The sequence below is a fragment of the Halobacillus sp. ABH2_015 genome (assembly GCF_056158945.1).
In genome coordinates, this window is sequence record NZ_JBSWUG010000002.1 from 1,304,346 (window position 1) to 1,329,837 (window position 25,492).

Consider the following 25,492-nt stretch of genomic DNA (forward strand, 5'->3'; position numbering starts at 1 on the left):
CATTTTGTTCTTGCCTTTCTTGAAACGTTTATGCTATGTTCTATGTAACCGGTTACACAATGCAGGAGTGAAGCTATGGTAACGATAAAAGATGTAGCGAAACATGCGGGGGTGTCCGTGGCTACGGTATCACGCGTGTTGAATAATAATGGCTATGTAGGCACAGAAACACGGAAGAAAGTGATGGCGGCTATTGAAGAGCTGAATTACAGCCCGAACGAAGTGGCACGGTCGCTGTATAAGCGGGGCTCCAGATTGATCGGCCTGCTTCTTCCGGATATAACAAACCCGTTTTTCCCTCAGCTGGCCAGAGGAGTGGAGGATGAGGCCGGCCGCCAGGGCTTCCGTCTTCTACTCGGAAACAGTGATGAGGATATCGAAAAGGAAATGGACTACATTCAAACCTTTGTCCAGAATAATGTGGTTGGTATGATTACGGCGACGAACCACGTGGATTATGATATGTACCAGTCGCTCGATCTCCCGCTGGTCCTGCTTGACCGTACGTCAAGCAGTTATCCCGCTGTGTACGCAGACGGCCGGGAAGGAGGAAGGCTCGCAGCAGAGACCCTCATTAAAAAAGGGGCGCAGCGGGTGACGCTCGTCAAAGGCCCTGCCCACGTTAAACCCGCAGTTGATCGCTACCGGGGTGCCATGGAGGTTCTTGGGGAAGCGGACGTGGATTTTTCCGTCATGTCAACGACCTCCTATGCCTTTGAGGAAGCTTTGAACTGGGCCGAGGAGCTGTTTCAGAAATTTCCTGAAACCGACGGCATCATTGCCAGTAATGATATTGTCGCCATCGCCATCGTCCATGAAGCGTTGAAGCGGGGGAAAAACATCCCCGGGGATCTGCAGATCATCGGCTATGACGATATCCCACAAAGCCGTCTGTCCTATCCGCCGCTGACGACCATCCGCCAGCCGGCTTATGAAATGGGTAGAAAAGCGGCTGAACTGTTAATACAAAGAATTGGACAGCCTCAACAAGAGCACCGGTCCATTCAAATGCCGGTGGAATTGATCGAACGACATACAACACGAAAGGATGATCAAGAATGAAAAAGCCGACCATCGCTGTCATTGGCAGCTCTTCCATGGACCTTGTCGTCTCCTCTGACAAACGGCCGGAGGCAGGTGAAACCGTATTAGGTAAAGCATTTGATACCGTGCCCGGGGGCAAGGGGGCGAACCAGGCGGTCGCAGCCGCCCGTCTGGGAGCTGATGTCTATATGATCGGATGTGTAGGGGAAGACACTTACGGAGAAGAAATCACAGCCAATCTGAAGAAAAACGGTGTACGAATCGACTATGTGGAACCGGTTACACATGAAAGAAGTGGAACAGCCCACATCATCTTAGCAGAAGGCGATAACAGCATCGTCGTCGTCAAGGGAGCGAACGACCATGTCACTCCGCAGTATATTGAAAAAGCAGAAAAACTTTTGAAGAACAGTGATCTTGTGATGATTCAGCAGGAAGTGCCGGAAGCAACGGTTGTTCATGCCGCAGAGCTGTGCTCCCGTTATGGCGTGCCTTTGTTGTTAAATCCAGCTCCGGCAAGACCTGTACCACAAGTGGTCCTGGATCAAGTCAGCTACGTCACACCGAATGAACATGAAGCCGCTGTATTATTTGGAGGCCTGGCTTTATCAGAGGCGCTCCAGGCACACCAGAATAAATTGTTCATCACCGAAGGCGCAGCCGGCGTCCGTTACCATAATGGAAGGGAAGAAGTTCTCGTACCGTCCTTCCCAGTCAAGGCTGTCGATACGACGGGAGCGGGGGATACGTTTAATGCCGCCTTTGCTGTAGCTGTTGCCGAAGGAAAAGAGATGGAAGAAAGCCTGCGTTTTGCCAACCGGGCGGCCAGCTTGTCTGTCACCGGCTTCGGAGCGCAGGGGGGAATGCCGTCCCGTGAGGATGTTGAGGAGGCGATGAAGCCATGAAGAGACACGGCATCTTGAACAGCAGCATTAGTAAAGTGCTCGCCGATCTCGGTCACACCGACCGGATCGCCATCGCTGATGCGGGCCTTCCGATACCGGCAGGAACATTGAAGATCGACCTTGCCTTAAAAGAGGGAGTACCCGGGTTTATGGAAGTGGTACAGGTCGTGCAGGAGGAGATGTGTGTAGAAAAAGTGACCACAGCGGAAGAGATGATATCCAACCCGGCTGTTCATCGAAAAATGAAAGAAATGTTCACGGATATCGGGATGGACGAACGTTCCCATGAAGCGTTCAAGCAGGAGCTGACAGATGTCAAAGCTGTCATCCGCACAGGTGAAATGACGCCTTATGCCAACTGTATCCTGCATGCCGGGGTCATTTTCTAAAAAGGGGTGAGACGATGCATATTACGATGAATCAGATTCATAAAGCGTTTGGAACGAACAAAGTGCTGGAAGGCGTGGATATCGAAATCAAGGAAGGGGAAGTCCATGCCCTCATGGGAGAGAACGGGGCAGGTAAATCAACGCTCATGAATATCTTGACCGGCCTTCACAAAAAGGATCAGGGGACGATCCAGATTGACGGTCAGGAAAAAACGTTCTCCAACCCAAAAGAAGCGGAAAACTACGGCATCGCTTTTATTCATCAGGAGATGAATGTCTGGCCGGAGTTGACCGTTCTGGAGAACCTGTTCATTAATCGGGAACCGGTTACATCTTTTGGGATTATCCATACGAGAAAAATGAAAGCGGTTGCGAAGGAACAGTTTGAAAAGCTCTCCATTTCCATCCCGCTTCATAAGGATGCCGGACAGTGTTCGGTCGGGGAGCAGCAGATGATTGAAATCGCCAAGGCGCTCATGACCGATGCCAAGGTGATTATTATGGACGAACCGACAGCAGCCTTAACCGACAGAGAGATTGAAAAGCTGTTCGGCGTGATCCGTTCCTTAAAAGCCTCGGGGGTTTCTATTGTTTATATTTCCCACCGGATGGAGGAGATTTTTGACGTCTGCGACCGTATCACCGTCATGCGGGACGGCCGTACCATTGATACGACACCGATTCCGGACACGAGCTTTGATGAAGTGGTCCGCAAAATGGTGGGGCGTGAACTCACCGATCGTTTTCCAGAAAGGCAGGCCGATCCGGGAGAAACCGTCCTTGAGGTGAAAAACCTGACACGTCCGGGCGTATTCCAGGACGTCAGTTTCCAAGTGAAATCTGGTGAAATTGTTGGGGTTGCTGGATTGATGGGGGCGGGAAGAACAGAGATCATGCGGACGATTTTCGGACTGGATGGAAAATACGAGGGAGACATCCATGTGAACGGTCAGCGTGCCGTTATGAAGAATCCGGGCCAGGCGATCAAACTCGGACTTGGGTTAATTACAGAAGACCGGAAAGACGAAGGACTCGTGCTTGATTTTCCTATTAAAGATAACATCGCTCTCCCCAGCCTGAAAAGCTTCACAAAGCGTTCGCTCATCCAGGATGGCAGGGAGCTGGAATTCGTGGAGATGTTGATCAAGCGCCTGACAATCAAAACCGAATCCGCCCAAACCGAAGCGAAGAACTTATCCGGCGGGAATCAGCAGAAAGTGGTCATTGCCAAATGGATCGGCATCGGGCCGAAAGTGTTGATTCTTGATGAACCGACACGTGGAGTGGACGTCGGGGCAAAACGGGAGATTTACCAGTTGATGAACGAGCTGACCGACCGTGGAGTAGCTATCCTGATGGTGTCCTCTGAACTGCCGGAAGTACTCGGCATGAGCGACAGGATTCTCGTCGTCCACGAGGGCACCATTTCCGGTGAACTGGACCGGTCGGAAGCGACACAGGAAAAGATTATGACATTTGCGACAGGAGGGAACGTCCATGATGAACGCCATTAAAAAAACGAACAGCATCGGCCAGTCACTGCAGAAGTTGGGGCCGCTGGTCGGGCTTCTTGTACTTATTACCGTTGTATCCATTATAAACCCAAGCTTTCTGGAACCTTTGAACCTATTAAACCTGCTACGTCAGGTTGCCATTAACGCCCTCATTGCCTATGGGATGACCTTCGTCATTCTCACCGGCGGCATCGATTTGTCCGTCGGATCGATTCTTGCTCTATCGAGTGCCCTGATGGCCGGGATGATGGTATCCGGCATTGATCCGATTTTAGCTATTCTGATCGGATGCCTGCTTGGTGCGCTGATGGGAGCTGTCAACGGACTGTTGATTACAAAAGGAAAGATGGCTCCGTTTATTGCTACATTGGCAACGATGACGATGTTCCGTGGTCTGACTCTTGTCTATACCGACGGAAACCCGATTACAGGACTTGGCGACAGCTATGCGTTTCAGCTGTTCGGCCGCGGCTATTTCCTCGGCATCCCTGTACCTGCGGTGACCATGCTGCTCGCTTTTGCTGTTCTTTGGGTGATTCTTCATAAAACACCGTTCGGACGTCGGACGTATGCGATTGGTGGTAACGAAAAAGCAGCGTTCATCTCAGGAATCAATGTTTCCCGGGTGAAAGTCCTTGTCTATTCTTTAGCCGGTCTATTGTCTGCACTTGCTGGGGCGATTCTTACCTCACGCTTGAATTCAGCACAGCCGACTGCCGGTACATCCTATGAACTGGATGCGATTGCTGCCGTTGTGCTTGGCGGGACGAGCTTATCCGGAGGGCGTGGTTTGATTGTCGGTACATTGATTGGCGCCTTGATTATTGGAACGTTGAACAATGGACTGAACCTGCTCGGGGTCTCCTCCTTTTTCCAAATGGTTGTTAAAGGTGTCGTCATTATTATTGCCGTCCTCATGGACCGGAAGAAATCAGCGTAGGAGGGATGAACATGAACAAACGATTGTTACTTATCATCGGTGCAGTCCTGCTTTTTCTTAGCGGATGTTCTCTGCAGCCGCCGGAATGGGCCAAACCGAACAATAATAAAAATCCGGAAGATATCAAAATAGGATTGTCTGTGTCGACTTTGAATAACCCGTTTTTCGTTTCCATGAAGGACGGGGTGGAGAAAGAAGCAGAAGCCCAGGGGATGGATGTTGTCGTCGTTGATGCACAGAATGATGCAGCTAAACAAGTCAGCGACGTGGAAGACTTGATCCAGCAGGGGGTCGACGTCCTGCTGATCAACCCGACCGACTCTTCGGCGGTTTCAACGGCTGTCCAGTCTGCCAACAGCCTAGGCATTCCCGTCGTTACGCTGGACCGTTCTTCTGAAAAAGGAGAAGTGGCCACTCTCGTCAGTTCGGATAACGAAAAAGGCGGGAAGATGGCCGCTGAATATATGGTGGAACAGCTGGGAGAGGACGCCAAAGTGGCAGAGCTTGAAGGTGTTCCCGGAGCCTCTGCAACGAGGGAGCGGGGAAGCGGCTTCCATACGGTAGCTGATGAGCAGTTGAATGTGACGGCTAAGCAGACCGCGAACTTCGATCGTACAGAAGGCTTGAATACGATGGAGAACATTCTTCAGGGAAATCCGGATTTGGAAGCAGTCTTCGCCCACAATGATGAAATGGCTCTGGGCGCCTATCAGGCCATTCAAAGCTCCGGCCGTGATGTACTAGTCGTTGGATTTGACGGAAATGAAGATGCAATGACGAGTATTCAGAACGGCAATCTTTCCGCAACCGTCGCTCAGCAGCCGGAACAGATCGGCTCGCTGGCTGTCCAGGCAGGCGCAGATGTACTGCAGGGAGAGGAAGTAGAGGAAACGATTCCGGTTCCTTTGAAACTGGTAACCACAGAGAACATCGGCGAATAACTGGAACTCCTGCATATTCATCAGTGAGATTGATCAGTATCCGTGCTCACGTTCTATTTTTTGATGAGGTTCTGTTCCCGCAGACGTCACCAGTGTACGCTGTGGATCCCCGTAAAGCCTTCCGGGAATTTTCGAACCACTTTGAAGAGACAGCCATAGAGCTGTCTCTTTCTGTTTTTACTTGTGTTTTACCATGTGGTTTGTAATACTGACAGGACATAAGACGAAGGTAGGATTGATGACAACCGGCCCCGGTTTGACGAAAACCCGTATTCTTGAAACTATTGGACCTGGCTTCCGAAAGCAGAGGGGGGCAGGGCCGTTTTCTTTCCTTCAGCTTGCGAAACGATCGATCTTTATTTACGCGCGTTTCAATTTTTCAATACGAGAAATAATCTATGAAACGATGCACAACAGAGATAGGAGGGAGTCCTTTGCGTAATATTCTAATCAAATTTATCCGCCTTGATAAAACGACGCTGCTGATCGGCTCTTTCCTGATTATTTTCGGCAGTACGTTCACCATCATGTGGATCGAGCCCGAAACCTTCACGAGTTTTCACGACAGCCTCTGGTGGGTAATGACGACGATATCGACCGTCGGTTATGGAGACATCTCCCCACAAACAACCGCCGGTAGAAATTTTGCCATGCTGCTTTACCTTGTGGGTATCGGTGTGCTGGGTGTTGTCATCAGCCTGATTGCCAATGCGATGGGGATTTTTAAAAAGCGGAAGGAGGAAGGGAAATTGAGTTATCACGGTAAAGGCCACATTGTCATCGTCGGCTGGTCCAAAAAAGCGGCGCTGGCCATTGATGAAATCCTGCTGGCCGATAAAGAGACAGAAATTGTCCTCATCGATGAGGTAGAAAAAGAACCTCTCAACATGAAGCGTGTCCATTACATAAACGGCAGTCCGATGAAAAAGGATGTTCTTGACAAAGCCAATCTTGAAGACAGTAAAAGTGCGATTGTTTTTGCGACAGACTGCTCGGACAGTTCGAGGCTTGTCGACGGCAACTCGCTGCTCGTTGCTGCAGCGTTGGAAAAGAATGCCCCTCACGTCCATACAACGGTCGAGGTGCTCGACCGCGACCACGTTCCGATGTTCAAGCACAGCAAAGTAGATGAGGTCGTTTTATCCGATGAGTTTGTCTCCCGTATGCTCGTTCGCTCTTCATTCCAAAAAGGCGTTTCCGGGTTATTCAATCAGCTTATCAGCCGGGAGTCCGGTTATGATCTGCGCCAGATTGAAAGAAAAGAAGAATGGAAGACCTACCGCGATGTTGTCGAGGATGTCACGTCCCAAGGGGGCAATGTCATCGCCGTCGGAGAAAACATGGACATCTATAAACACTTGGATGAGCCGCTCCCTGAAGGGGCGCATATCCGTGTCGTCTGTGATAAACAAACGTATGATGCGCTCTGCTGATCCCTTAGAGTATTGAAAAATCCGGCTGAGTACGGGATAATGGTCCGGGATTTTCCGTAAGAAAGGGGGGAGGAATGTTACCTGTACTAAACCATTCCGGTCTAATGGTCATGGTCGTTGTCCACCTGCTGACAGCTGTCATTCTATTTGCTGTGTCGTATACATATGAAAAGTCAATCATTACCGATCGGAAAAACAAGTGGCTGTTTTTCATCATCAGTCTGATCTACAGCTGGATGGGGACAATGATTATTGTAGACAGCCTGTTTGATCTGCATAGAGACCATGAACTCTCTGTTTTTATGTACCGTAATAGTCTGGTGCTCTTATGGATCGGCTTTATTCTGGTACAGCTCCTCGTGTACAAATGTTTAAACCAGGTGGAAATCGCAGAGGAATAAATAAAAAAGGAGAGGGCCCTGAGGTCCTCTCCTTGTCTGTAGAAAAAGCCTGTGTCAACCCGTTAGCGTTGTCCATTTGTCGTGGGAAGGGTCACACTCCGCTTATCGGTGGATGAATGCCGCGGGCACGCCCTCAGCTAACTTGGTCAGGAAGGTCGCCTGCCCAAGTGGATCTTCGGCCCGTGCTGTTCCCGCAGGCATCACCACCGAACGCTCCACGTGTCGACGTTAGAATATAGAGTAGAGAGATTGTGCACGAAGCAGGTTCGCAGATTCCAAAGAACGGCATGAGCTGCGCTATTGCCGCTTGCGTGGAAAAGAAGGGAAAGAACAGGCGCTGATGACGGCTGTCTGCCGGAATATGAAAAAGATTGTTCTCCATCCAGCAAGGGTGAGCGGGGTGAAGGAGAGTCTTTGGCGATGTTATAGAACCCCCAAGGGGCTTCGCTCCTGGCGGTAAGAAAGAAAAAAGCTTGTAAAGAAACAGGGGTTTCTCTACAAGCTGAGGAGAGGACCCCGGGGCCCTCTCCTTTTCTATGATTCCGATCCGGTTTTTATAGGAGTGACTGTCCTCTCCAGCTCCTTTGTCACCTGATCCTTATATTTGGATTCCACTAGAATATAAAGGAAGTCTCCAGCTTTGATTTCTGTTTCACCATAAGGGGTGATGACCTGATTATCACGAATGATGGCATTAATGTTCGCATGGTTCGGGAAAGACAAGTCCCGCAGCCGGCTTCCCACCACCGCTGATTCCTGGCTTGTCTGATACTGGATCATTTCCACAGCCACCTTCCCCATCGATATCAGCTCGATGGAATGGTGCGGGGTATCCTTTTTCGGCCCGACAAGGTTTAAGCGGTCCGCCATCCATGAGATCGTCGAGCCCTGGATCAACGCAGACGTCAACACGATAAAGAAGACGATGTTGAATAAGGTCTGACTGTTGTTCAATCCATCTACGACCGGAAAAGTAGCCAGGACGATTGGAACGGCTCCCCGCAGTCCGGCCCATGAAATGAACAGTTTTTCCTTGAACGTATAGTTGAGGCGGATCAAGGAAAGGAATACAGCGGCCGGCCGCGCAACAAAGATGAGCAGCAGAGACAGGATGATGCCGTCATACATCACTTCGGATGAAAACAGCTGGTCCGGAAAGACGAGCAGCCCGAGGATGATGAACATGAGAATTTGTGCCATCCAGGCAAAGCCTTCATTAAATTGAAATATGGAATACCGGTATGTCAGTTCTCGGTTTCCAATAACAAGCGCGGCAATGTAAACGGCCAGGAAGCCGCTTCCGCCGACGAACGCGGTAATTCCGTAGGTCAAGAGCGCAAATGCAATCGATAAGATTGGATAAAGGGCACTTGATCCGAGTCGGATGCGGTTGATAGAAAAGGAGGCTGTCCAGCCGAACAGGACACCTAACACGAGGCCCAGGCCCATCTGAAGGAAAAATGTGGGGATGAGCATCCAGATGGAGCTCCCTTCATTGGAAATCAATTCAATGAAAGAAAGCGTCAAAAAGACGGCCATAGGATCGTTGGTGCCGGATTCCGCTTCCAAGGTCGCTCCCATTTTCGCTTTGATGTTCCGTTCTTTTAACACAGAAAATACAGCGGCGGCATCGGTCGAACCGACAATCGCCCCGAGCAGCAGTCCCTCCATCAAGCTTAAGTCAAGCAGAAGAAAAGCCGCCGCCCCAATTAACGTCGATGTAAGGACAACGCCGATGGTAGCGAGGGACAGAGAAGGCAGGGCCACCGAGCGGACGGTCGACCATTTTGTGTGAAGCCCGCCTTCAAACAAAATCAGAACAAGGGCGAAGACCCCGAACAACTGAGCCACTCCCGCATCATCGAAATAGATGATCCCAAGGCCGTCACTCCCGATAATCATTCCGACAATCATAAACAGAATCAACGCCGGCAGCCCCCAGCGGCTGGAAAACTTGGCGGCCACGATGCCGCTGAAAAGTAAAAAAGCGGTAATAAGTACAAACGCATCCGTTCCAAAAGCTTCAATAAACATTCCATAACTCCCTTATTCAATGTGTAGATGAAGGACCATGCCTGCAGCTCCAAGCATGGTCCCGTTTTTACAAACTTATGATCTGCTTCAGCTCTTTCGTATTGAACATGTCCCAGGAAAAATCGATCCACCAGGAGGACCAGTCCGCTCCGTTTAGAGCACCGAAGAACCAGACAGACCCGAAAAAGCATAGATAGATAAATAGAACGACCACGGCATAAAGCCCTGTGTCTTTAGAATTTTTCAACGCGCTGTCTCCTTTATATGGAATCGTGTGGATCCATGAGAAAGGAGCATTTATGTATAGGTTGAATTCGCATGCCTGGCAATGAGAAATCCTCTGTTTTCACCCTGATAACCAAACACCTGGTTCTCAACTAGTTCATGGAACTGGACAAGGGAGAAAAGGGGAGCGTTTAAAAACGCAGAAGGTCCCTCATCATCCTGGTCCGGAGGCAGAGGAAAGGATAGAGGCTGGAAAAAGACGGCCGCGCCGTCCGACAACTGAACAGATGACGCGATATTCAAATCGTCAGACCAGCTGTAGGCAAGCTCCAGAAATTTTCCATGCGGACTTAAAACCGCTGCAAACAACAGCATGCATCCTGCGATAAAGAGACGCATCCTTTTCCTCCTTCCAAACAGGTGATCTTTCTATTATATCAATCGATCCAATTAAAGTCATTGGAGAAGAACGTGGGAAAAACAATGGCGAAAGTGAAACGTCCGCCGGCTTCAATCGTATAGAAAGGCAGAGAAAAAATGTCCGGGGGGAATTCATATGCTGAGATGGCTGATTTATTCGTTCGTAATCATCATGAATGGCTCGTTTCTGCTTGCAGTTTTTAACGTGTGGACGGATCGAACCGCTTTTGGGGTGATGATCACAGGGGCAGTAGTCATCATAGGAACCTTTGAAGTCCTGCATCGGCGGGGAAAACTGACAGATCTGAATAAGGGAGCGTCTTAAATGCGTCATCTACTGCCGGTGATTTTAGTTATGGCAGCTATAGGTCTTCTGATTAAGGTTATAGATATATTTCCAGCCGGTTACACCGTATTTATTGGAGTCGTGTCAATCTTTCTAATGTATGACAGCGTTAAAGCGTGGAAGGATCGCTCATTCATAACAGCAGTGAGTAAGATGCTGATGTCGGTGCTGCTGTTTATGATGATGGTCACACGTGTTTTTTAACAACAAGGGAGGTGGACGGACGTGGGTTTTGCTTCCTGGTTTATATTGTTGTTCACCTTATTTATGGCGGTCGGTGGTTTTAAAAAGAAGAACAAGAAGAGATGAGAATAGAGAAAGCCGCTGATTATGAAGCGGCTTTCTTTTTTTGGGAGCGTCGGAACCACCTGTCTCCGGTTTCATTGACAACGATGGAAAAGAGAATCAGGCCGATGCCCGCCCACTGCAGGAGGGTCACCTGTTCCTTTAACACCACCATAGCCGATACAATGGCGACCGGCAGTTCTACAGAGCTGAGAATATTGGCCAGCCTCGCAGAAATGTGCGGGGCCCCTCCAGCGAAAAACAATGGGGGAATCACAGCACCAACCATCGCAATACCGAGACTGATCAGCCAAAGCTCTCCTTCGAAGACAGGGAACGTTGGAATGTCCCTGGAAAATACAATCAGTACGAGCAGGAGTGAGCCTGTGATCATCCAGGAGCTGCGGAGCACGGAATTCACTTCCGGTGCGGCCTGTCCACTCGTATAAATAAACGCCGCATAGGAAAGTGCAGATAAAAGGCCGAGGATCAAGCCGGCAGGAGGGAGTTCACCCACGCCTCCTGAAAGCACCTCGGACGCCAGAATGACACCGGACAATGTAATCGCAAGGGAGACGAAATGCACTTTTTCCGGTGATTTCTTTAAAAAGACCCATTCAATCAGCATTCCGATCCAGACAAATTGGAAAAGCAGGAGTATGGCCATGGAAGCGGGAATATACCGCATCGCTCCGTAATAAAAAATACTTGTTAAGCCTACGGACGACCCGGCGCCCATCACCTTGAGCCGGTCAATGTACTTCATTTGCCGGATCTCCTTCCAATGCGGGAAGGACAACAGCCACAGCAGAATGAACGCGGTCATCATCTGTGCGATGTTCAACTGACCGAGCGAATACCCCTCAGCAAATCCATGCTTCACAAAAATCGGGGTGAAACCGAAACTTGCTGCTCCGGTAAATACCAGCAAGGCTCCTTTCTTTTTCATACCGTCACCTTCTTTCTTTATCCATCCTCCACTTTATCATGAACGAGAAAAGACGGCATCCGGGATAAATAGTTCTGTCCATGAATCTGCTGAATAAGATGAAGATGGGGATTTCTTGAAAGGGGAGTGGCACGATGTATCCAAACGAAAATCCGGAGCAGCTGGCGTGGCAGGCGATGAAATATGATATGCTTTCGAATTACTACAAGTATATTGACCCGAATAAGCATATCCACTATTACCATAAGCACCTGCAGTGCATGCAGCAGTGGGTGATGTGTGAACGCAGTGAAGGGATGGGCATGGGTGGCGGTGGAACAGCAAAAGTAAGAGTTCTTCATGCTTCACCGGATGCACCGAACGTGGATGTCTATGTGAACGGTCAGAAAATATTGGAAAACGTCCCGTATAAGCAGCAGAGTGAGTATTTGGAAGTTCCTCAAGGGCAGTACCGCATAGATATTTATGCCGCTGGTGACACTTCGCAGCCTGTTCTGACCCAGACTGTAGCTGTTGAGGCAGATCAATCCTATACGGTGGCCGCAGCTGGAAAAGTCAATCAGCTTCAGCTCATCCCGGTTGTCGACAACGATCACACCGCGTACGGCAATGCCAAGGTCCGTTTCTGGCACCTGTCTCCAAACGCACCGGCTGTAGATGTAGCTGTCAAAGGCGGAGATGTCCTGTTCAGAAATGTGCCGTTCGGCCGGGCGACCCGCTATATCACGGTTCCACCGACGACAGCTGATTTAGAGGTCCGGGTAGCGGGAACGAATCAGGTCGTTCTCGAAGTGCCGGGGGTAACCTTGAACCCGAATGAAGCTTATACGGCTGTTGCGGTCGGATTAGCTGGTGAGCAGCCGCCGCTCGAAGCGATTTTTCTACAGCCATAAAAAAGGAAGCGTTCATGATGAACGCTTCCTTTTTTATTCAGAAGCCTGGCCGGCTTTCTTCTTGCTGTAATGCTTTCTTGCTTTCATCCGGTTGCCGCAGACGTCCATGGAACACCATTTGCGCCGTCCTTTTTGGTTCACGAACAACGCCAGACAGTCATCGTTCTGGCATGCAGAAATCTTTTCCCAGATGCCGGCTTCCTTGTGATGGAGCATTTGATAGGCAAGGAGTGCCAGCAGCCCGTCCGAACCCCCTTTTAAAGGGACGGGTACAAGCGCACCCTGTTCGAACATGAACTGCAGCGTTCCTTTCGTCCATTCACTCAGCATGTGTGTGAATCCTTCTTCATTCTCTTTCCTGTAAAAATAAGAACGGCTTCGATCACGGAAATCGCGGAGTTTATCAGTGTGAAAGGCTTCCTGTTTGAGAGCTTTCATCTGCTGATCCGAGAGGAGTCCGTGGTAAGACATGAGGTCAAGCCATTGATACACCTCTTCTTCTGTCGTTAAATAATCATTCGCCTGATCCCAGTGGCTGTTTATCGTATTGAAAAAGTTAATAAATACATAAGAGGAAAATTGGGACAGTGTCATCCGATCCTGCATCATAAAAACCTCCGAATCCTTTCTATTGACTTATAGTTTAACATACCTTATCATTCTAACCGTAATAAAATTATTTACAGGTTAGAAAATAACCGGCAAATGGAGGAATATATCATGGCAGTTACAAACGTAACCGATGCAGACTTTGCAAATGAAACCAAAGAAGGCCTTGTCCTTGCGGATCTTGGTGCCCCATGGTGCGGACCATGTAAAATGATCGCCCCTGTTCTTGAGGAACTGGATGCTGAAATGGGCGAACAAGCGAAAATCGTAAAACTGGACGTTGACCAAAACCCTGAAACTGCGCAGGAATATGGAGTAATGAGCATCCCGACACTTCTTTTCTTCAAAGACGGAGAGCTGGTTGATAAAAAAGTCGGCTTCAAATCAAGAGAAGAACTTGCTGAAACATTGAATCAACACCAATAATGAGTAACGGAGGCTGCGGCCTCCGTTTTTTTTATGGGGAAAATGGAGAAAAATTGATATATCGCGAAATTAATTGATATAGACTGGAAAAAATCGATATATCACAAATTTAGTTGATATATTCTAAAAAAATCGATATATGTGGAAAAAGACTGATAGCCCCGCCTGACCGACCGATATCACCTCCGGCAAAAAAGTTTTCGCTTTGACATCTTCCTGACTTATTTCTTTTTTATGATGAACATGTACCAAATACATGAAGTCTACAGGAGGACGTAAAGACATGAAAAACCTACTATCGAAAAAAGCGCTGACAGGGGCTCTTGCATTGGCGATTGCCATCCCGGGTATCTCTTATGCGGCGACAGATGCACAAACAGATACGGGTTCAGAAGCCGCGCAGGAATCGGTGGAAAGCGGGGAAACGGAAATCCGCAGCCTGCTCCAGCAGTTTAAAAACGGGGAGCTGAGCGAAGATGAAATTCTTGAAAAGCTGCAGGAGCAGAAACGCTTTTTCTTCCAAACAGGCGGCCACCATTTTGAGGACGTAGATGAAGAAACCAAAGAGAAACTGGAAGAGATCAGGTCCAAGGTGGAAGCAGGCGAATGGACGAAGGAAGAAGCGAAAGCAGAACTGGAGGAGCTCGGGATTGAGCAGCCCCGTCATCGCGGTGGAAAAGGTCATCGCATGGGCGGAGACCTGACTGAGGAAGAGCGCACCCAGGTGAAGGAGATCCGTGAGCAGGTCAAAAGCGGTGAACTGACACAGGAGGAAGCACAGGCCCAGCTCGAGGAACTTGGCTTGGACATAAAACCTCGCGGTCAGGCCCCGGATACAGAGGAAAGTGAAGAAGCAGAACCTACGGATTCCGCTGTATAATCTCCTCTTGCGAGTAAAGAAGGCTTTTCCCACAAAGCCTTCTTTTTTTATGATTTTTTCTCACCGGCCCTGGTTACCCTTTATAATGGAAGCAAAGGAGAGCTGAAACGATGAACAAAGTATTGATTGTAGAAGACGAACCGACCATTTCCCGTGTTCTCCAAGCCTATTTATCCAAAAATGACATGATCACTGAACAGGCGTGGACGGGGAATGAAGCCATGGAAAAATTCACTGCACAGCGCCCGGATCTCGTTCTGCTTGATGTGATGCTTCCGGACAAGGATGGATGGACGGTGCTGACGGAAATCCGTGAAAAAAGTGCCTGCCCCGTCATCATGCTGACCGCGCTCGGCGAAATCGATCATAAACTGAAAGGGTTTGAAACAGGGGCAGACGATTACATAGCTAAACCATTCATCGGTGAAGAAGTGGTGGCAAGAGTGAAAGCGGTCCTGAGCCGCCCTCCGGCAAGAGTGGAGGACCAGCTTCTCCGCATAGGATCACTTGTCGTCGACCCGGCTGCTCATACCGTCCATAAAAATGGAGAGGAAATTGAACTGTCTACAAAGGATGGCAAGCTGTTTATTTTTCTTACCCGTCATCCGAACCAGACCTTCACACGGGAGCAGCTGCTTGACCGGGTATGGGGCTACGAATATGAGGGGAGTGACCGCGCGGTGGATTTGTCGATCAAGCGTATCCGTAAGGCGCTGGGAGACTCAAAGGAAGAGCCGTATGACATCAAAACACTGCGGGGATTGGGGTATCAGTGGAGTGTACAAACCTGAGAAGCGTAAAACGATTTTCCATTATTGGTCCAGAAGATACTTAGCTACGCTTCTCATCGGACTGATTCTCATAGCCGCAGGGTCCGTCTGGTGGATCAAGAAGACGACCGTTGATCACCGGTTGAATCTCATGCACATTGTCGGACAGGAAATCGCTGATAGAATTGTGACGACAAATGGCCGGATTCTTTCGGGGCCGTTGTTTGAGGAGATTTTAAGAAACCGCGCAGGAGAATTGGATGTGGATGAATCTCCGGCCGCACTGATAGTCACCGATCAAGGAGAAATCCTCGTTTCGAATCAGCGCGGAGGCCAGATCAGGAATGCCGGCGATTATGTCGATGAATCGTTGTATCAGACGACCGAGTCTGTAATTTCGCTGGATCAGAATCAGCGGGCGTACGTCATCAGCGAGCCGATTGTCAGCGGAGAAGAAACGCTTGGGTATGTCGTTTTAGTCAATGATAAGGAAACGCTCAGCCGTCTGAATCAGGAATACGGACTGCTGGCTCTGCTGCTCGGTGGTGTCGGTCTGCTCGGCTGGGGGGTCATCTATTATTTGACAAGACAGCTCTCGAAGCCGTTGAAAGAGACAGCCCGTGCAGCCCGGATGGTCAGTGAAGGCAGCTATGATATCCAAATGTCTTCGCCGCCGAAGGAAAAAGAACTGGCCGAATTGATGGATTCCTTTACGGATATGGCCGCCAAGCTGAAGCAGTTGGAAGAGATGCGCACCGAACTCCTGGCGGGGGTGACTCACGACTTGAAAACCCCTGTCACTTCGATGAGCGGTCTGATCCAGGCGGTCAAGGATGAGATTGTCGAAGGGGAGGAAGCCAAAGAATATCTTGATTTATCTCTGCAGGAGGTGGAACGCCTCCAAGTCATGATTCAGGATCTATTGAGCTTTAATACGTACGCCGCAGGAGCCCTGCCGATGTACAAAAAGCATCAGCCGCTTCGTCCGATTCTGACCCAGTTTCAAAAACAGTGGCAGTCAGATCCGGATCACATACCCTTGGACGTGCGGTTCCCAGCGGAGGCTGTCCCTCTTTCTGTTGATGATCACCGGCTGAAGCAGATCTTATTCAATCTTGTTCAAAATGCCGATCAAGCAGTCGAGGAAGGAAAAGTCACTATAGATGTCAGCCGGGACGAATCCGATCTGATCATGAAAATTTCCGATACCGGAACAGGCATTCCGGATGACGAGCAGACGCTCATTTTCGAACGTTTCTACCGAGGGAAAGACAAAAAGCTGAAACAGAGAGGCCTCGGACTCGGTCTTCCTCTCAGTCGTATGCTTGCCGAGGCGCACGGAGGACGTCTTGAGCTGACTGAATCATCGCAGAACGGCACAATTTTCACGTTGAAGCTTCCTCTTCTGGAGGAGTAGGCGTACGATAGTCTCCTATTTATATAAGACCCTGATCAACACCTGACATCCAAATGCTGTCAGGTGTTTGTTTTGTCGAAAGAAAGGGAAAGGATTGGTAACGTTCGAGGGGGGATAATTTTGGAAACCCGTATGTGGAACATTCAACGCTACAACGAACAGTACGGGCAGGAGGAAGAAGACATCGTAGCTGTCGAATACCCGTTGACCATCGTTGTCAATGGAGAGGAATTCGCTACGATGGTCTGCACACCGATGGATATGGAAGACCTTGTCATTGGTTTTCTTGCTTCGGAAGGTGTCATTCTTTCGTATAGGGAATTGACGAGCCTGACGATCGACGAGGAGCGCGGCTTTGCCTATGTGGAAACATCCCGCAGCGTTCCGTTTGTAAAAGAAGGGCAGAAACGCTGGCTTGGAAGCTGCTGCGGAAAAAGCCGCGCCTTTTACTTTCAAAGTGATGCGGCTACCGCCAAGACGGCCGTGGATACGACGTCGTTTTCTCCAGAAAAGTGTTATCAGCTGATGGAATCCTTTCATCAGGAAGCGGGCATGTTCAAACAGACTGGAGGCGTCCACCAGGCTGCCATTGCTGGTGTTTCGGGCATTTTGAAGGCGTATACAGATATCGGCCGTCATAATGCTCTTGATAAATTATATGGGTGGATGCTGCGAAAGCAGGTAAGTCCAAAAGAAAAGATCGTGATTTTCAGTGGCCGGATTTCTTCGGAGGTTCTTTTGAAAGTATCCAAAATGCGTTTCGGACTGCTTTTGTCAAAATCGGCCCCCACAGATCTGGCGCTGCAGCTGGCTGATGATCTGAATATTACAGCCGCCGGGTTTGTCAGAGGAAACCGGATGAACGTGTACACCCATCCCGGCCGTGTAAAGGAAGAAAGTAGAGGAGGAGTTATGATTGAATGAACATACCGTCGTAAAAATAAACGGCACAGAATACCTTGCTGATCATCCGGACCAGACACTCATCCAATTAATGAATAAAGTCAATGAGCAGGTCCCTCAGATTTGTTACAACGAATCCCTTGGACCGATCCAGACCTGCGATTCCTGTATCGTTCAGGTCGACGGAGAGCTTGTCCGGGCGTGCGGGACCAAAGTCAGGGCGGGGATGAAAGTGCAGACGCAGCTTCCACATGTACATAAAGCACAGAAGGAAGCACTTGACCGTGTTCTGGAAAAACATGAACTGTACTGCACGGTCTGTGATTATAACAATGGATCGTGTGAAATCCACAATACAATGGCAGAATTCGGCATTGAGCACCAGGAACGTCCATTTCAGCCAACAAGCTATGAAAAGGACTACTCCGGCACGTTTTACCGTTACGACCCTGACCAGTGTATCCTGTGCGGCCGCTGTGTGGAAGTTTGTCAGGACGTTCAGGTAAATGAGACGCTGACGATAGACTGGGAGCGTCAGGAGCCGCGTGTCATCTGGGATAATGATGTTCCGATTGATCAGTCTTCCTGTGTCAACTGTGGGCAGTGCTCCACCGTCTGTCCGTGTAACGCCATGATGGAAGTCGGCATGGAGGGAGAGGCCGGATTTTTGACGGACACCGAGCCTGGAATCCTGAAATCGATGATCAACTTAACGAAGAAGGTGGAAACCGGTTATGGTCCATTGTTCGCTGTATCTGATTCTGAAGCAGCGATGCGTGAGGAAACGATCAAGAAGGAAAAAACCGTGTGTACCTACTGTGGTGTCGGATGTTCCTTTGATGTATGGACGAAGGACCGCCAGATTCTGAAGGTGGAACCGAGTGCCCAGTCACCGGCCAACGGCATATCCACATGTATTAAAGGGAAATTCGGCTGGGACTATGTAAACAGTGAAGACCGTCTTCAGAAACCTCTCGTCCGCCGCGGTGATCATTTTGAAGAGGTGGAATGGGACGAGGCGATGCAGTATGTGGTCGATCGTATGAAGAAGATCCTTGCTGAAAAAGGACCGGATCACCTGGCCTTCATCGCATCCTCCAAAGCGACCAACGAGGAATCCTACCTGATGCAGAAGCTGGCCCGTCAGGTGATCGGAACGAACAACGTGGATAACTGTTCCCGTTACTGCCAGGCACCGGCAACGAAAGGGTTGTTCCGTACGGTGGGGTATGGCGGCGATTCCGGATCCATTGATGATCTCGGAGACAGTAAACTTGTCATTACCATCGGCTCCAATACAGCGGAGTCCCACCCAGTTCTTGCTTCGCGCATCAAACGTTCCCAGAAACTGTTGGGACATAAGCTGTTCGTCTTTGATTTGAGAAAGCATGAAATGGCGAAGCGTGCGGATCGTTTTTATCAGCCGAAATCAGGAACCGATCTTGTCTGGCTTTCCGCTGTTACGAAATACATTCTTGATCAAGGCTGGGAAGATAAAAACTTCCTGGACGACTGGGTCAACGGCTTTGATGAATACCGGGAAAGCCTGGAGCCGTTTACGATGGAATATGCATCTGAACTAACCGGTATCCCTCAGGAGGAACTGAAGCAGGTGGCGGAAGAAGTGGCCACATCGGAAACGGTAGCGATCTGCTGGGCGATGGGCGTGACGCAGCATATGCTTGGCAGTGATACAAGTACAGCGATCAGTAATCTGCTGCTTATTACCGGAAACTACGGGAAGCCGGGTACAGGCGCTTATCCACTGCGCGGCCACAACAACGTACAGGGATGCAGTGACTTCGGAAGTATGCCGAACTTCTTCCCCGGCTATGAATCGACAGAGGATGAGGAAGTCCGGGCCCGTTATGAAAAAGCCTGGGGAACAGAGCTTCCGAAAGAAACCGGCATGGATAACCACGAGATGATTGAAGCCATTCATGACGGGGAGCTTTCCATGATGTATGTCATGGGTGAGGACACAGGAATTGTCGATGCCAATATCAATTATGTAACAGCCGCCTTTGAAAAGCTCGATCTGTTTATCGTACAGGACTTGTTCCTGACCAAGACCGCTGAATATGCCGACGTTGTGCTGCCGGCCTCCCCAAGTCTTGAAAAGGACGGCACGTTTACGAATACGGAACGACGGATCCAGCGTCTTTATAAGAGCTTTGACCCGCTGGAAGGCACAAAGCCGGACTGGGAAATCATCCAGCTGATGGCCAAACATTTTGGTGTGGACTGGGGCTATGAGCATCCATCTGAAATTATGGCAGAAGCGGCCGGACTGGCACCGTTATTTGCAGGTGTTACGTATGACCGTCTGGAAGGGTACAATTCCCTGCAGTGGCCTGTAGCCGAAGACGGAACAGATGAACCGCTTCTCTTTACGGAAGGGTTCCCGTTTGAGGATAAAAAGGCGAAGCTTTATCCACTGACGTATGAGCTGATGTACGACACCAATGAAGAGTATGACCTTCATGTGAACAACGGCCGGCTGCTGGAGCATTTCCACGAAGGCAACATGACTTACCGAACATCGGGCATCCAGAGGAAAACACCGAATGCCTTCATAGAAGTTTCCGAGGAACTCGCCAAAGAGCGGGGCATTGAAGAAGGAGCGGAAGTGAAGCTGATTTCTGAATCAGGAGAAGCGACCGGACAGGTGACGGTTACTGACCGTGTCCGTGGAAAAGAGATCTTCCTGCCGTTGAACAGCAATGGTAAATCAGCCATCAACTATCTGACTGATAACCGTGTCGATAAAGATACCGATACACCGGCGTATAAGGAAATTGCTGTGAAAATGAAAGTGCTGAAGAAGAAAGGGAAGTCGCCGATTCCGAAAAATAACCACCGGAATGGAAACCCGGTGCCGCAGATTAGTGTGAAGGTCCAGAAAAAATGGCAGCGGGAAGATTACACATTCCCAGGCAGGGGGGCTCATTAATGGCACGGGCGATCACCGATATCAAACGGTTGGAGAAATCGCGGGAAGAAGTCATTGAAGAAAATGTCCAGGAGGTCAAAGAAGCGGTCGCAGACAACAAGGATGCGATCCTGGAAGGCATCGAACTGCTCAGCGCCCTTCAAAAAGAAGGAACGCTTGAAACGCTGTCGGCTTTTGTGAAGGCGAAGGATGAAACCCTTGCCAATGTTGTCAGGGAAATTGACAAGGAACAGTATACACCACTGTTGAACAATCTTCCTGAGCTTGTTTTCCTGCTTGGCGACTTGAACGTCAGTGGCATCCGCAGCTTGAGCAGCCGCCTGAATAATGGTCTGGAGCGTATGGAGGATGAAGGAACGACGAAAAAGATGAACATGCTTGATTTTGCCAAAGTATTGAAAGATCCGGAAATCAACCGGAGCCTGACAATGCTGATGTCCTTTTTAAAAGGGATGGGACAGAAGTAATCAGCAAATAGAAGCCTGAACCAACATGTGGTTCAGGCTTCTTTGTTCAGATTCGTCATCGGGAGGAGAGGATGAACTATGTTGAATCAAACCATTGCCATTGTTACAGGAGTGGGGAGGGAAAAAGGCATCGGTACAGCGGTATGTCACGCACTGGCGTCTGCTGGAGTGGATATTTTCTTCACTTATTGGTCGGCTTATGACCGGTCGATGCCTTTTTATGACAGAGATAAAGATGAAGGATGGCCGGATAAACTGGAAGCGCAGATTCAACAATCCGGGGTCCGCTGTGCGTCACTGGAGCTGGATTTATCGGAAAAAGAAGCCCCGGAAAAATTGCTCGATGAGGTGGAAGAACGCCTCGGGAGTCCTTCCATTCTTATAAACAATGCGGCCTATTCCATTGACGCAGACTTTAAATCTATGAATGCAGCTATCCTTGATGCCCATTACGAGGTGAATGTCAGAAGCACCCTTTTATTAACGACGGCTTTTGCAAGGAGAATCGAAGGCAGACACGGAGGAAGGGTGGTTCATATGGTTTCCGGACAGGATCAATCGCCGGAACCGAGAAACCTTGCCTATGTATCGACGAAAGGGGCTGTCTCTGCCTTCACGAAATCTGCAGCGGTTGAACTGGCGCCGCTGAATATTACTGTTAATGCTGTCGACCCGGGCCCGACGAACACAGGGTGGATGACCGGGACGCTTAAAGATGAACTGAAGCCAAGATTTCCAATGGGACGGATCGGTGAACCTGAGGACGCGGCCCGCCTGATCTGTTTTCTAGTCGGAGAAGATGCCGGGTGGGTGACGGGGCAGATCATCCATTCCGATGGAGGCTTCCGTTCATAAAAAACCACCCTTGGAAGCTGACATGGACGGTCACGGCTTTTCTTATGAAAGACGGGCCGTTTCTTTTACATAATCCCGCGACATTGAAATGAACTCCCGCGCTGAAAAGGCGAGGTACTTATTCTTCTTCCATACCAGCCCGAGCTCCAGGCGGAGGTTGGGATGCGACAGAGGAAGAACAGCGATATTTTTGTCAGCCGCTTCCCGTGCAATCTGACTTGGAAGCAGGGCGGCGCCGACTTTTGCCTCCACCATCTCCATCATAAAGTCACGGTGGGAGCTGTGGCAGACGATATTCGGGTGAAAGCCGGCTGCCCGGCACTCTTCAATGATGCGGTCGTGAAGAGTAAAATCCTCCCGGTATAGAATGAAAGGTTCATCCTGGAGTTCACCTAGATGGACGGTTTCCTTAGCAGCCGTAGCTGTATCTTTATGGACAAGAAGCATCAAAGGATCGTCCACAACCTTTAACGTATGAAATTGCGACGATTCCACAGGCAGGTTGCATACGAGTCCAAAATCCAGTGAACCGTCTTCAACGCCCTGCTTGATCATCTTCGATCCGACTTCACTTAAGAGAATGTCCACTTCGGGATATTTGTCACGGTAATAACGGATGATTTTTGAGAAAAAAGCTGCCCCTGTGATCGGTGGTATGCCGATACGAATCTTCCCTTTTTTCACGTTCGTAATATCATCCAGCTCCGCCGTCAAATTGTGAAAGGCATCCAGTACTTGAATGGCATGGGCGAGTACAGCTTCTCCGGCATCGGTCAGCTGCAGGACCTTGGATCTGTAAAACAGCGGCACACCAAGCTCTGTTTCCAGCTGCTTGACCGTTTTACTTAACGAAGGCTGGGACACATGCAGGGTAGAAGCGGCTTTTGTGAAGCTCATTTGTTTAGCGACTTCTGCAAAGTATTGCAAATGACGAATATCCATATCCATTCCTCCCTGTAAAAATCAGGTCATTCAAATGTCCTGGTATAACTAAATGGAATAATAGTGATTCCAAATATGTATTTTAGATATGCTCACATCTATTATATGATAGAAAGCAACCAATAGATAGAAATTTCCGACAATTATTGGAAGCGTTTTCTGTCGGATGTTCTTTCCATTTATGAAGGAGGAATAAAGAATGCAGGACTATGTGAAAGTGGGAAACATTCAGGTCGCTCCTGTGCTGTATGAATTTATTAATAAACAGGCGGTGCCGGAAAGCGGCATCTCCAGTGATGACTTCTGGTCCGGTCTTGAAGCCATCCTGGACGACCTCACTCCAAAAAATAAGCAGCTGCTGCAAATCCGTGATGAGATGCAGGAAAAAATCGATGATTGGCATCTCAACCATGATCTATCCAACAAAGAGGCCTATACGTCGTTTTTAAAGGAACTGGATTACATCGAGCCGGAAGTCGGGGACTATTCCATTTCCACAGAAAATATTGACGATGAAATCTCCCGTCAGGCAGGTCCTCAGCTTGTGGTGCCTGTAAACAATGCCCGATATGCCATCAATGCTGCCAATGCCCGGTGGGGAAGCTTGTATGATGCGTTATATGGGACGGATGTGATCAGTGAAGCAGATGGAGCCGAACCTAAAGGGGACTACAATCCCATACGCGGCGAAAAAGTCATCACCTATGCAAAATCGTTTCTTGATCGGACATTCCCACTTGCTGAAGGCTCACATGAAGACGTCGAAGGTTACAGGATATTTGACGGCCGTTTGCAAGTGAAAACGTCAGCAGAACCGACGGAGCTGAAATATCCGGAGCAGCTGGCTGGATTCACTGGAGGACCAGATGCACCGGCGGGTGTGCTGCTTGTCAACAATGGTCTCCATGTCGAGATTCAAATCAACCGTAATCATCCGATCGGTCAGACGGACAAGGCTGGTGTGAAAGATGTGCTTGTGGAATCAGCAGTGACGACGATTATGGATTTTGAAGACTCCGTGACGGCCGTTGATGCGGACGATAAGGTCGAAGTCTATCAAAATTACCTCGGTCTGTTAAAAGGCGGTCTTTCTGTCACTTTTCAAAAGGGAGACCGTGAGATCAAGAGAGAGCTGAACCCGGACCGGACGTATACGACGCCGGACGGAAGTTCCCTGATTCTATCCGGGCGCTCTCTTATGTTTGCAAGGAATGTCGGGCATCTCATGACGACCGATGCGGTTCTTGATCAGAACGGGGAGGAAGTGCCGGAAGGAATCCTCGATACCGTTGTCACCGGACTGCTGGCGAAACATGATTTGTTGAAAAATGGGCCGTATCAAAACTCCGCCAAAGGGTCTGTGTATATTGTAAAACCGAAGATGCATGGCTCCAAGGAAGTGGCGTTCGCCAACGAGTTGTTCAACCGGACAGAGCAGCTGCTTGGCTATGAAAAAAACACATTGAAAATCGGCGTCATGGATGAAGAACGGCGCACAACCTTGAATTTGAAGGCCTGTATCAATGAAGTGAAGGAGCGCATCGCATTTATTAATACCGGATTTCTTGACCGGACCGGCGATGAAATCCACACATCTATGGAAGCGGGACCTGTCATCCGCAAAAATGATATGAAAGATTCGCCGTGGCTGCAGGGCTATGAAAAATCGAATGTCCTTGTCGGCGTCCATGCCGGATTTCGAGGCCGCGCGCAGATTGGAAAAGGAATGTGGGCTATGCCGGATCGAATGGCAGAGATGATGGCTGTGAAGGACGGCCAGCTGAAGGCGGGAGCGAACACCGCATGGGTGCCTTCCCCGACAGCTGCAACTCTTCATGCCCTTCACTATCATGAAGTAGATACAGCCGATGTACAAAAAGAAATTTCCGGGGACCCTGCCGTTCTTCAGCAGGACATTCTGAAGGTTCCTGTATCAAAGGACAGAGACTGGAGGGAAGCGGATATCCAGCATGAACTGGATAACAATGCCCAGGGAATTCTCGGCTATGTCGTCCGGTGGGTCGAGCATGGCGTCGGATGTTCGAAAGTACCGAACATCGACGACGTTGAATTGATGGAAGACCGGGCGACGCTTCGGATTTCCAGCCAGCATATGGCGAACTGGCTCCACCATGGTATCGTCCAGGAAGATCAGGTCATGGAAACATTGAAGCGGATGGCGAAGGTCGTGGACGAACAGAATGCGGATGACCCTGAGTACAAAGCGATGTCCCATAACTATGAGCAAAGCGTGGCCTTCCAGGCGGCTTGTGATCTTGTGTTCAAAGGAAAAGAACAGCCGAACGGCTATACCGAACCGATTCTTCATAGACGACGCCGCGAAGCGAAACAGAAACAATATGCCAGCCATTAAGAAAAGGGAGCCGGAATTCCGGCTCCTGTTCTCTTTCCGGCAGGGCCTGGTGGGAAACCAGAAGGGAGGAGCCTGATGGACACTCAGGAACATGTAAAGCTTAAGGATATCTATGGAAATAGAGGAAGCCTGCTTCATGAACCCGTAACGGAGGAAGGAATCAGGGAACTGCTGACA

At 49.5% G+C, this 25,492-nt stretch carries 26 protein-coding genes; 20 read left to right on the plus strand and 6 right to left on the minus strand.

The annotated features are described in order from the left end of the window. The first annotated feature begins 75 nt into the window (after nt 1-75). The 8 genes from ACXAD6_RS06955 (at nt 76) to ACXAD6_RS06990 (ending at nt 7,567) form a co-directional block, all read left to right on the plus strand. On the plus strand, nt 76-1,062 hold the full coding sequence (locus tag ACXAD6_RS06955) for a LacI family DNA-binding transcriptional regulator (RefSeq protein WP_474968253.1): 987 nt from the start codon (nt 76-78) through the stop codon (nt 1,060-1,062). After that, nucleotides 1,059-1,949, plus strand: a complete 891-nt coding sequence (gene rbsK / locus ACXAD6_RS06960) for a ribokinase (RefSeq protein WP_474968254.1) — start codon at nt 1,059-1,061, stop codon at nt 1,947-1,949. The genes ACXAD6_RS06955 and rbsK overlap by 4 nt, the downstream gene beginning before the upstream one ends. Beyond that, nucleotides 1,946-2,338 (plus strand): D-ribose pyranase, encoded by a 393-nt coding sequence (gene rbsD, locus ACXAD6_RS06965; protein WP_474968255.1) that lies wholly within the window; start codon nt 1,946-1,948, stop codon nt 2,336-2,338. The genes rbsK and rbsD overlap by 4 nt, the downstream gene beginning before the upstream one ends. Nucleotides 2,339-2,352: 14 nt before the next feature. After that, entirely contained in the window at nt 2,353-3,852 is a 1,500-nt protein-coding gene (locus tag ACXAD6_RS06970) for a sugar ABC transporter ATP-binding protein (RefSeq protein WP_474968256.1), read from the plus strand. Further along, nucleotides 3,836-4,792 carry a ribose ABC transporter permease RbsC gene (gene rbsC / locus ACXAD6_RS06975; protein WP_051254585.1) on the plus strand — a complete coding sequence of 319 codons (957 nt, stop codon included), beginning with the start codon at nt 3,836-3,838 and terminating at the stop codon, nt 4,790-4,792. Before ACXAD6_RS06970 ends, rbsC begins: the two co-directional genes overlap by 17 nt. A gap of 11 nt (nt 4,793-4,803) precedes the next feature. Continuing rightward, nucleotides 4,804-5,733 carry a ribose ABC transporter substrate-binding protein RbsB gene (gene rbsB / locus ACXAD6_RS06980; protein WP_474968257.1) on the plus strand — a complete coding sequence of 310 codons (930 nt, stop codon included), beginning with the start codon at nt 4,804-4,806 and terminating at the stop codon, nt 5,731-5,733. Nucleotides 5,734-6,167: 434 nt separating this feature from the next. Next, complete coding sequence (locus tag ACXAD6_RS06985; protein WP_474968259.1) at nt 6,168-7,166, plus strand: potassium channel family protein; 999 nt, start codon at nt 6,168-6,170, stop codon at nt 7,164-7,166. 74 nt (nt 7,167-7,240) lie between these two features. Further along, nucleotides 7,241-7,567 carry a hypothetical protein gene (locus ACXAD6_RS06990; protein WP_474968260.1) on the plus strand — a complete coding sequence of 109 codons (327 nt, stop codon included), beginning with the start codon at nt 7,241-7,243 and terminating at the stop codon, nt 7,565-7,567. 534 nt (nt 7,568-8,101) lie between these two features. Here ACXAD6_RS06990 and ACXAD6_RS06995 read toward each other — a convergent pair. The 3 genes from ACXAD6_RS06995 to ACXAD6_RS07005 form a co-directional block, all read right to left on the minus strand. After that, nucleotides 8,102-9,601: a potassium/proton antiporter gene (locus ACXAD6_RS06995; protein ID WP_474968261.1), complete on the minus strand. Its 1,500-nt coding sequence runs from the start codon at nt 9,599-9,601 to the stop codon at nt 8,102-8,104. Between the two features lie 67 nt (nt 9,602-9,668). Continuing rightward, nucleotides 9,669-9,848: a hypothetical protein gene (locus ACXAD6_RS07000; protein ID WP_474968262.1), complete on the minus strand. Its 180-nt coding sequence runs from the start codon at nt 9,846-9,848 to the stop codon at nt 9,669-9,671. Nucleotides 9,849-9,898: 50 nt separating this feature from the next. Then, complete coding sequence (locus tag ACXAD6_RS07005) at nt 9,899-10,225, minus strand: hypothetical protein (RefSeq protein WP_474968263.1); 327 nt, start codon at nt 10,223-10,225, stop codon at nt 9,899-9,901. A gap of 157 nt (nt 10,226-10,382) precedes the next feature. On the opposite strand from ACXAD6_RS07005, the gene ACXAD6_RS07010 reads away from it, so the two are divergent. Together ACXAD6_RS07010 and ACXAD6_RS07015 are read left to right on the plus strand one after the other, a co-directional pair. Next, the gene (locus tag ACXAD6_RS07010; protein ID WP_474968264.1) at nt 10,383-10,571 is read left to right on the plus strand and encodes a hypothetical protein; all 189 of its coding nucleotides are present in this window, start codon (nt 10,383-10,385) and stop codon (nt 10,569-10,571) included. Next, a complete protein-coding gene (locus ACXAD6_RS07015) occupies nt 10,572-10,796 on the plus strand; it encodes a hypothetical protein (RefSeq protein ID WP_474968265.1) in 225 nt (74 codons plus the stop codon). Between the two features lie 124 nt (nt 10,797-10,920). Here ACXAD6_RS07015 and ACXAD6_RS07020 read toward each other — a convergent pair whose 3' ends face one another. Further along, nucleotides 10,921-11,826, minus strand: coding sequence for an EamA family transporter (locus ACXAD6_RS07020; RefSeq protein WP_474968266.1), 906 nt, complete (start codon nt 11,824-11,826; stop codon nt 10,921-10,923). Nucleotides 11,827-11,960: 134 nt separating this feature from the next. Here ACXAD6_RS07020 and ACXAD6_RS07025 point away from each other — a divergent pair, with 134 nt between their 5' ends. After that, entirely contained in the window at nt 11,961-12,719 is a 759-nt protein-coding gene (locus ACXAD6_RS07025) for a DUF4397 domain-containing protein (RefSeq protein ID WP_474968267.1), read from the plus strand. Between the two features lie 33 nt (nt 12,720-12,752). On the opposite strand, the gene ACXAD6_RS07030 is transcribed toward ACXAD6_RS07025, so the two are convergent. After that, complete coding sequence (locus ACXAD6_RS07030) at nt 12,753-13,325, minus strand: CGNR zinc finger domain-containing protein (RefSeq protein ID WP_474968268.1); 573 nt, start codon at nt 13,323-13,325, stop codon at nt 12,753-12,755. Nucleotides 13,326-13,439: 114 nt separating this feature from the next. Between ACXAD6_RS07030 and trxA the strand changes: the two genes are divergently transcribed. The 8 genes from trxA to ACXAD6_RS07070 all read left to right on the plus strand — a co-directional run bounded on the left by trxA (nt 13,440) and on the right by ACXAD6_RS07070 (nt 21,999). Continuing rightward, nucleotides 13,440-13,754 carry a thioredoxin gene (gene trxA / locus ACXAD6_RS07035; RefSeq protein ID WP_474968269.1) on the plus strand — a complete coding sequence of 105 codons (315 nt, stop codon included), beginning with the start codon at nt 13,440-13,442 and terminating at the stop codon, nt 13,752-13,754. Between the two features lie 283 nt (nt 13,755-14,037). Beyond that, nucleotides 14,038-14,634 (plus strand): hypothetical protein, encoded by a 597-nt coding sequence (locus ACXAD6_RS07040; protein ID WP_474968270.1) that lies wholly within the window; start codon nt 14,038-14,040, stop codon nt 14,632-14,634. Between the two features lie 110 nt (nt 14,635-14,744). Continuing rightward, nucleotides 14,745-15,425 (plus strand): response regulator transcription factor, encoded by a 681-nt coding sequence (locus ACXAD6_RS07045; RefSeq protein WP_474968271.1) that lies wholly within the window; start codon nt 14,745-14,747, stop codon nt 15,423-15,425. Beyond that, on the plus strand, nt 15,373-16,821 hold the full coding sequence (locus tag ACXAD6_RS07050; protein WP_474968272.1) for a HAMP domain-containing sensor histidine kinase: 1,449 nt from the start codon (nt 15,373-15,375) through the stop codon (nt 16,819-16,821). The genes ACXAD6_RS07045 and ACXAD6_RS07050 overlap by 53 nt, the downstream gene beginning before the upstream one ends. A gap of 120 nt (nt 16,822-16,941) precedes the next feature. Then, nucleotides 16,942-17,745 carry a formate dehydrogenase accessory sulfurtransferase FdhD gene (fdhD, locus tag ACXAD6_RS07055; RefSeq protein ID WP_474968273.1) on the plus strand — a complete coding sequence of 268 codons (804 nt, stop codon included), beginning with the start codon at nt 16,942-16,944 and terminating at the stop codon, nt 17,743-17,745. Further along, on the plus strand, nt 17,738-20,677 hold the full coding sequence (gene fdhF, locus ACXAD6_RS07060; RefSeq protein ID WP_474968274.1) for a formate dehydrogenase subunit alpha: 2,940 nt from the start codon (nt 17,738-17,740) through the stop codon (nt 20,675-20,677). The genes fdhD and fdhF overlap by 8 nt, the downstream gene beginning before the upstream one ends. Continuing rightward, on the plus strand, nt 20,677-21,144 hold the full coding sequence (locus tag ACXAD6_RS07065; RefSeq protein ID WP_160835348.1) for a helical membrane plugin domain-containing protein: 468 nt from the start codon (nt 20,677-20,679) through the stop codon (nt 21,142-21,144). The genes fdhF and ACXAD6_RS07065 overlap by 1 nt, the downstream gene beginning before the upstream one ends. 78 nt (nt 21,145-21,222) lie before the next feature. After that, the gene (locus tag ACXAD6_RS07070) at nt 21,223-21,999 is read left to right on the plus strand and encodes an SDR family oxidoreductase (RefSeq protein ID WP_474968275.1); all 777 of its coding nucleotides are present in this window, start codon (nt 21,223-21,225) and stop codon (nt 21,997-21,999) included. A 42-nt stretch (nt 22,000-22,041) separates the two neighbouring features. On the opposite strand, the gene ACXAD6_RS07075 is transcribed toward ACXAD6_RS07070, so the two are convergent. Further along, entirely contained in the window at nt 22,042-22,941 is a 900-nt protein-coding gene (locus tag ACXAD6_RS07075) for a LysR family transcriptional regulator (RefSeq protein ID WP_474968276.1), read from the minus strand. Between the two features lie 199 nt (nt 22,942-23,140). Here ACXAD6_RS07075 and ACXAD6_RS07080 point away from each other — a divergent pair, with 199 nt between their 5' ends. Continuing rightward, nucleotides 23,141-25,315 carry a malate synthase G gene (locus ACXAD6_RS07080; RefSeq protein WP_474968277.1) on the plus strand — a complete coding sequence of 725 codons (2,175 nt, stop codon included), beginning with the start codon at nt 23,141-23,143 and terminating at the stop codon, nt 25,313-25,315. Nucleotides 25,316-25,492: the final 177 nt, after the last annotated feature.

Bases quoted from the DNA above. Each gene is read 5' to 3' on its own strand.
- ACXAD6_RS07065 (WP_160835348.1), top strand. From the start codon at position 20,677: ATGGCACGGGCGATCACCGATATCAAACGGTTGGAGAAATCGCGGGAA.
- ACXAD6_RS07010 (WP_474968264.1), top strand. From the start codon at position 10,383: ATGCTGAGATGGCTGATTTATTCGTTCGTAATCATCATGAATGGCTCG.
- rbsK (WP_474968254.1), top strand. From the start codon at position 1,059: ATGAAAAAGCCGACCATCGCTGTCATTGGCAGCTCTTCCATGGACCTT.
- ACXAD6_RS06955 (WP_474968253.1), top strand. From the start codon at position 76: ATGGTAACGATAAAAGATGTAGCGAAACATGCGGGGGTGTCCGTGGCT.
- rbsD (WP_474968255.1), top strand. From the start codon at position 1,946: ATGAAGAGACACGGCATCTTGAACAGCAGCATTAGTAAAGTGCTCGCC.
- ACXAD6_RS06990 (WP_474968260.1), top strand. From the start codon at position 7,241: ATGTTACCTGTACTAAACCATTCCGGTCTAATGGTCATGGTCGTTGTC.
- ACXAD6_RS07020 (WP_474968266.1), bottom strand. From the start codon at position 11,826: ATGAAAAAGAAAGGAGCCTTGCTGGTATTTACCGGAGCAGCAAGTTTC.
- ACXAD6_RS07050 (WP_474968272.1), top strand. From the start codon at position 15,373: ATGACATCAAAACACTGCGGGGATTGGGGTATCAGTGGAGTGTACAAA.
- rbsB (WP_474968257.1), top strand. From the start codon at position 4,804: ATGAACAAACGATTGTTACTTATCATCGGTGCAGTCCTGCTTTTTCTT.
- ACXAD6_RS07045 (WP_474968271.1), top strand. From the start codon at position 14,745: ATGAACAAAGTATTGATTGTAGAAGACGAACCGACCATTTCCCGTGTT.
- trxA (WP_474968269.1), top strand. From the start codon at position 13,440: ATGGCAGTTACAAACGTAACCGATGCAGACTTTGCAAATGAAACCAAA.
- ACXAD6_RS06995 (WP_474968261.1), bottom strand. From the start codon at position 9,601: ATGTTTATTGAAGCTTTTGGAACGGATGCGTTTGTACTTATTACCGCT.
- ACXAD6_RS07040 (WP_474968270.1), top strand. From the start codon at position 14,038: ATGAAAAACCTACTATCGAAAAAAGCGCTGACAGGGGCTCTTGCATTG.
- ACXAD6_RS07070 (WP_474968275.1), top strand. From the start codon at position 21,223: ATGTTGAATCAAACCATTGCCATTGTTACAGGAGTGGGGAGGGAAAAA.
- ACXAD6_RS06970 (WP_474968256.1), top strand. From the start codon at position 2,353: ATGCATATTACGATGAATCAGATTCATAAAGCGTTTGGAACGAACAAA.
- ACXAD6_RS07080 (WP_474968277.1), top strand. From the start codon at position 23,141: ATGCAGGACTATGTGAAAGTGGGAAACATTCAGGTCGCTCCTGTGCTG.
- ACXAD6_RS07075 (WP_474968276.1), bottom strand. From the start codon at position 22,941: ATGGATATTCGTCATTTGCAATACTTTGCAGAAGTCGCTAAACAAATG.
- rbsC (WP_051254585.1), top strand. From the start codon at position 3,836: ATGATGAACGCCATTAAAAAAACGAACAGCATCGGCCAGTCACTGCAG.
- ACXAD6_RS07005 (WP_474968263.1), bottom strand. From the start codon at position 10,225: ATGCGTCTCTTTATCGCAGGATGCATGCTGTTGTTTGCAGCGGTTTTA.
- ACXAD6_RS07030 (WP_474968268.1), bottom strand. From the start codon at position 13,325: ATGCAGGATCGGATGACACTGTCCCAATTTTCCTCTTATGTATTTATT.
- ACXAD6_RS07015 (WP_474968265.1), top strand. From the start codon at position 10,572: ATGCGTCATCTACTGCCGGTGATTTTAGTTATGGCAGCTATAGGTCTT.
- ACXAD6_RS07025 (WP_474968267.1), top strand. From the start codon at position 11,961: ATGTATCCAAACGAAAATCCGGAGCAGCTGGCGTGGCAGGCGATGAAA.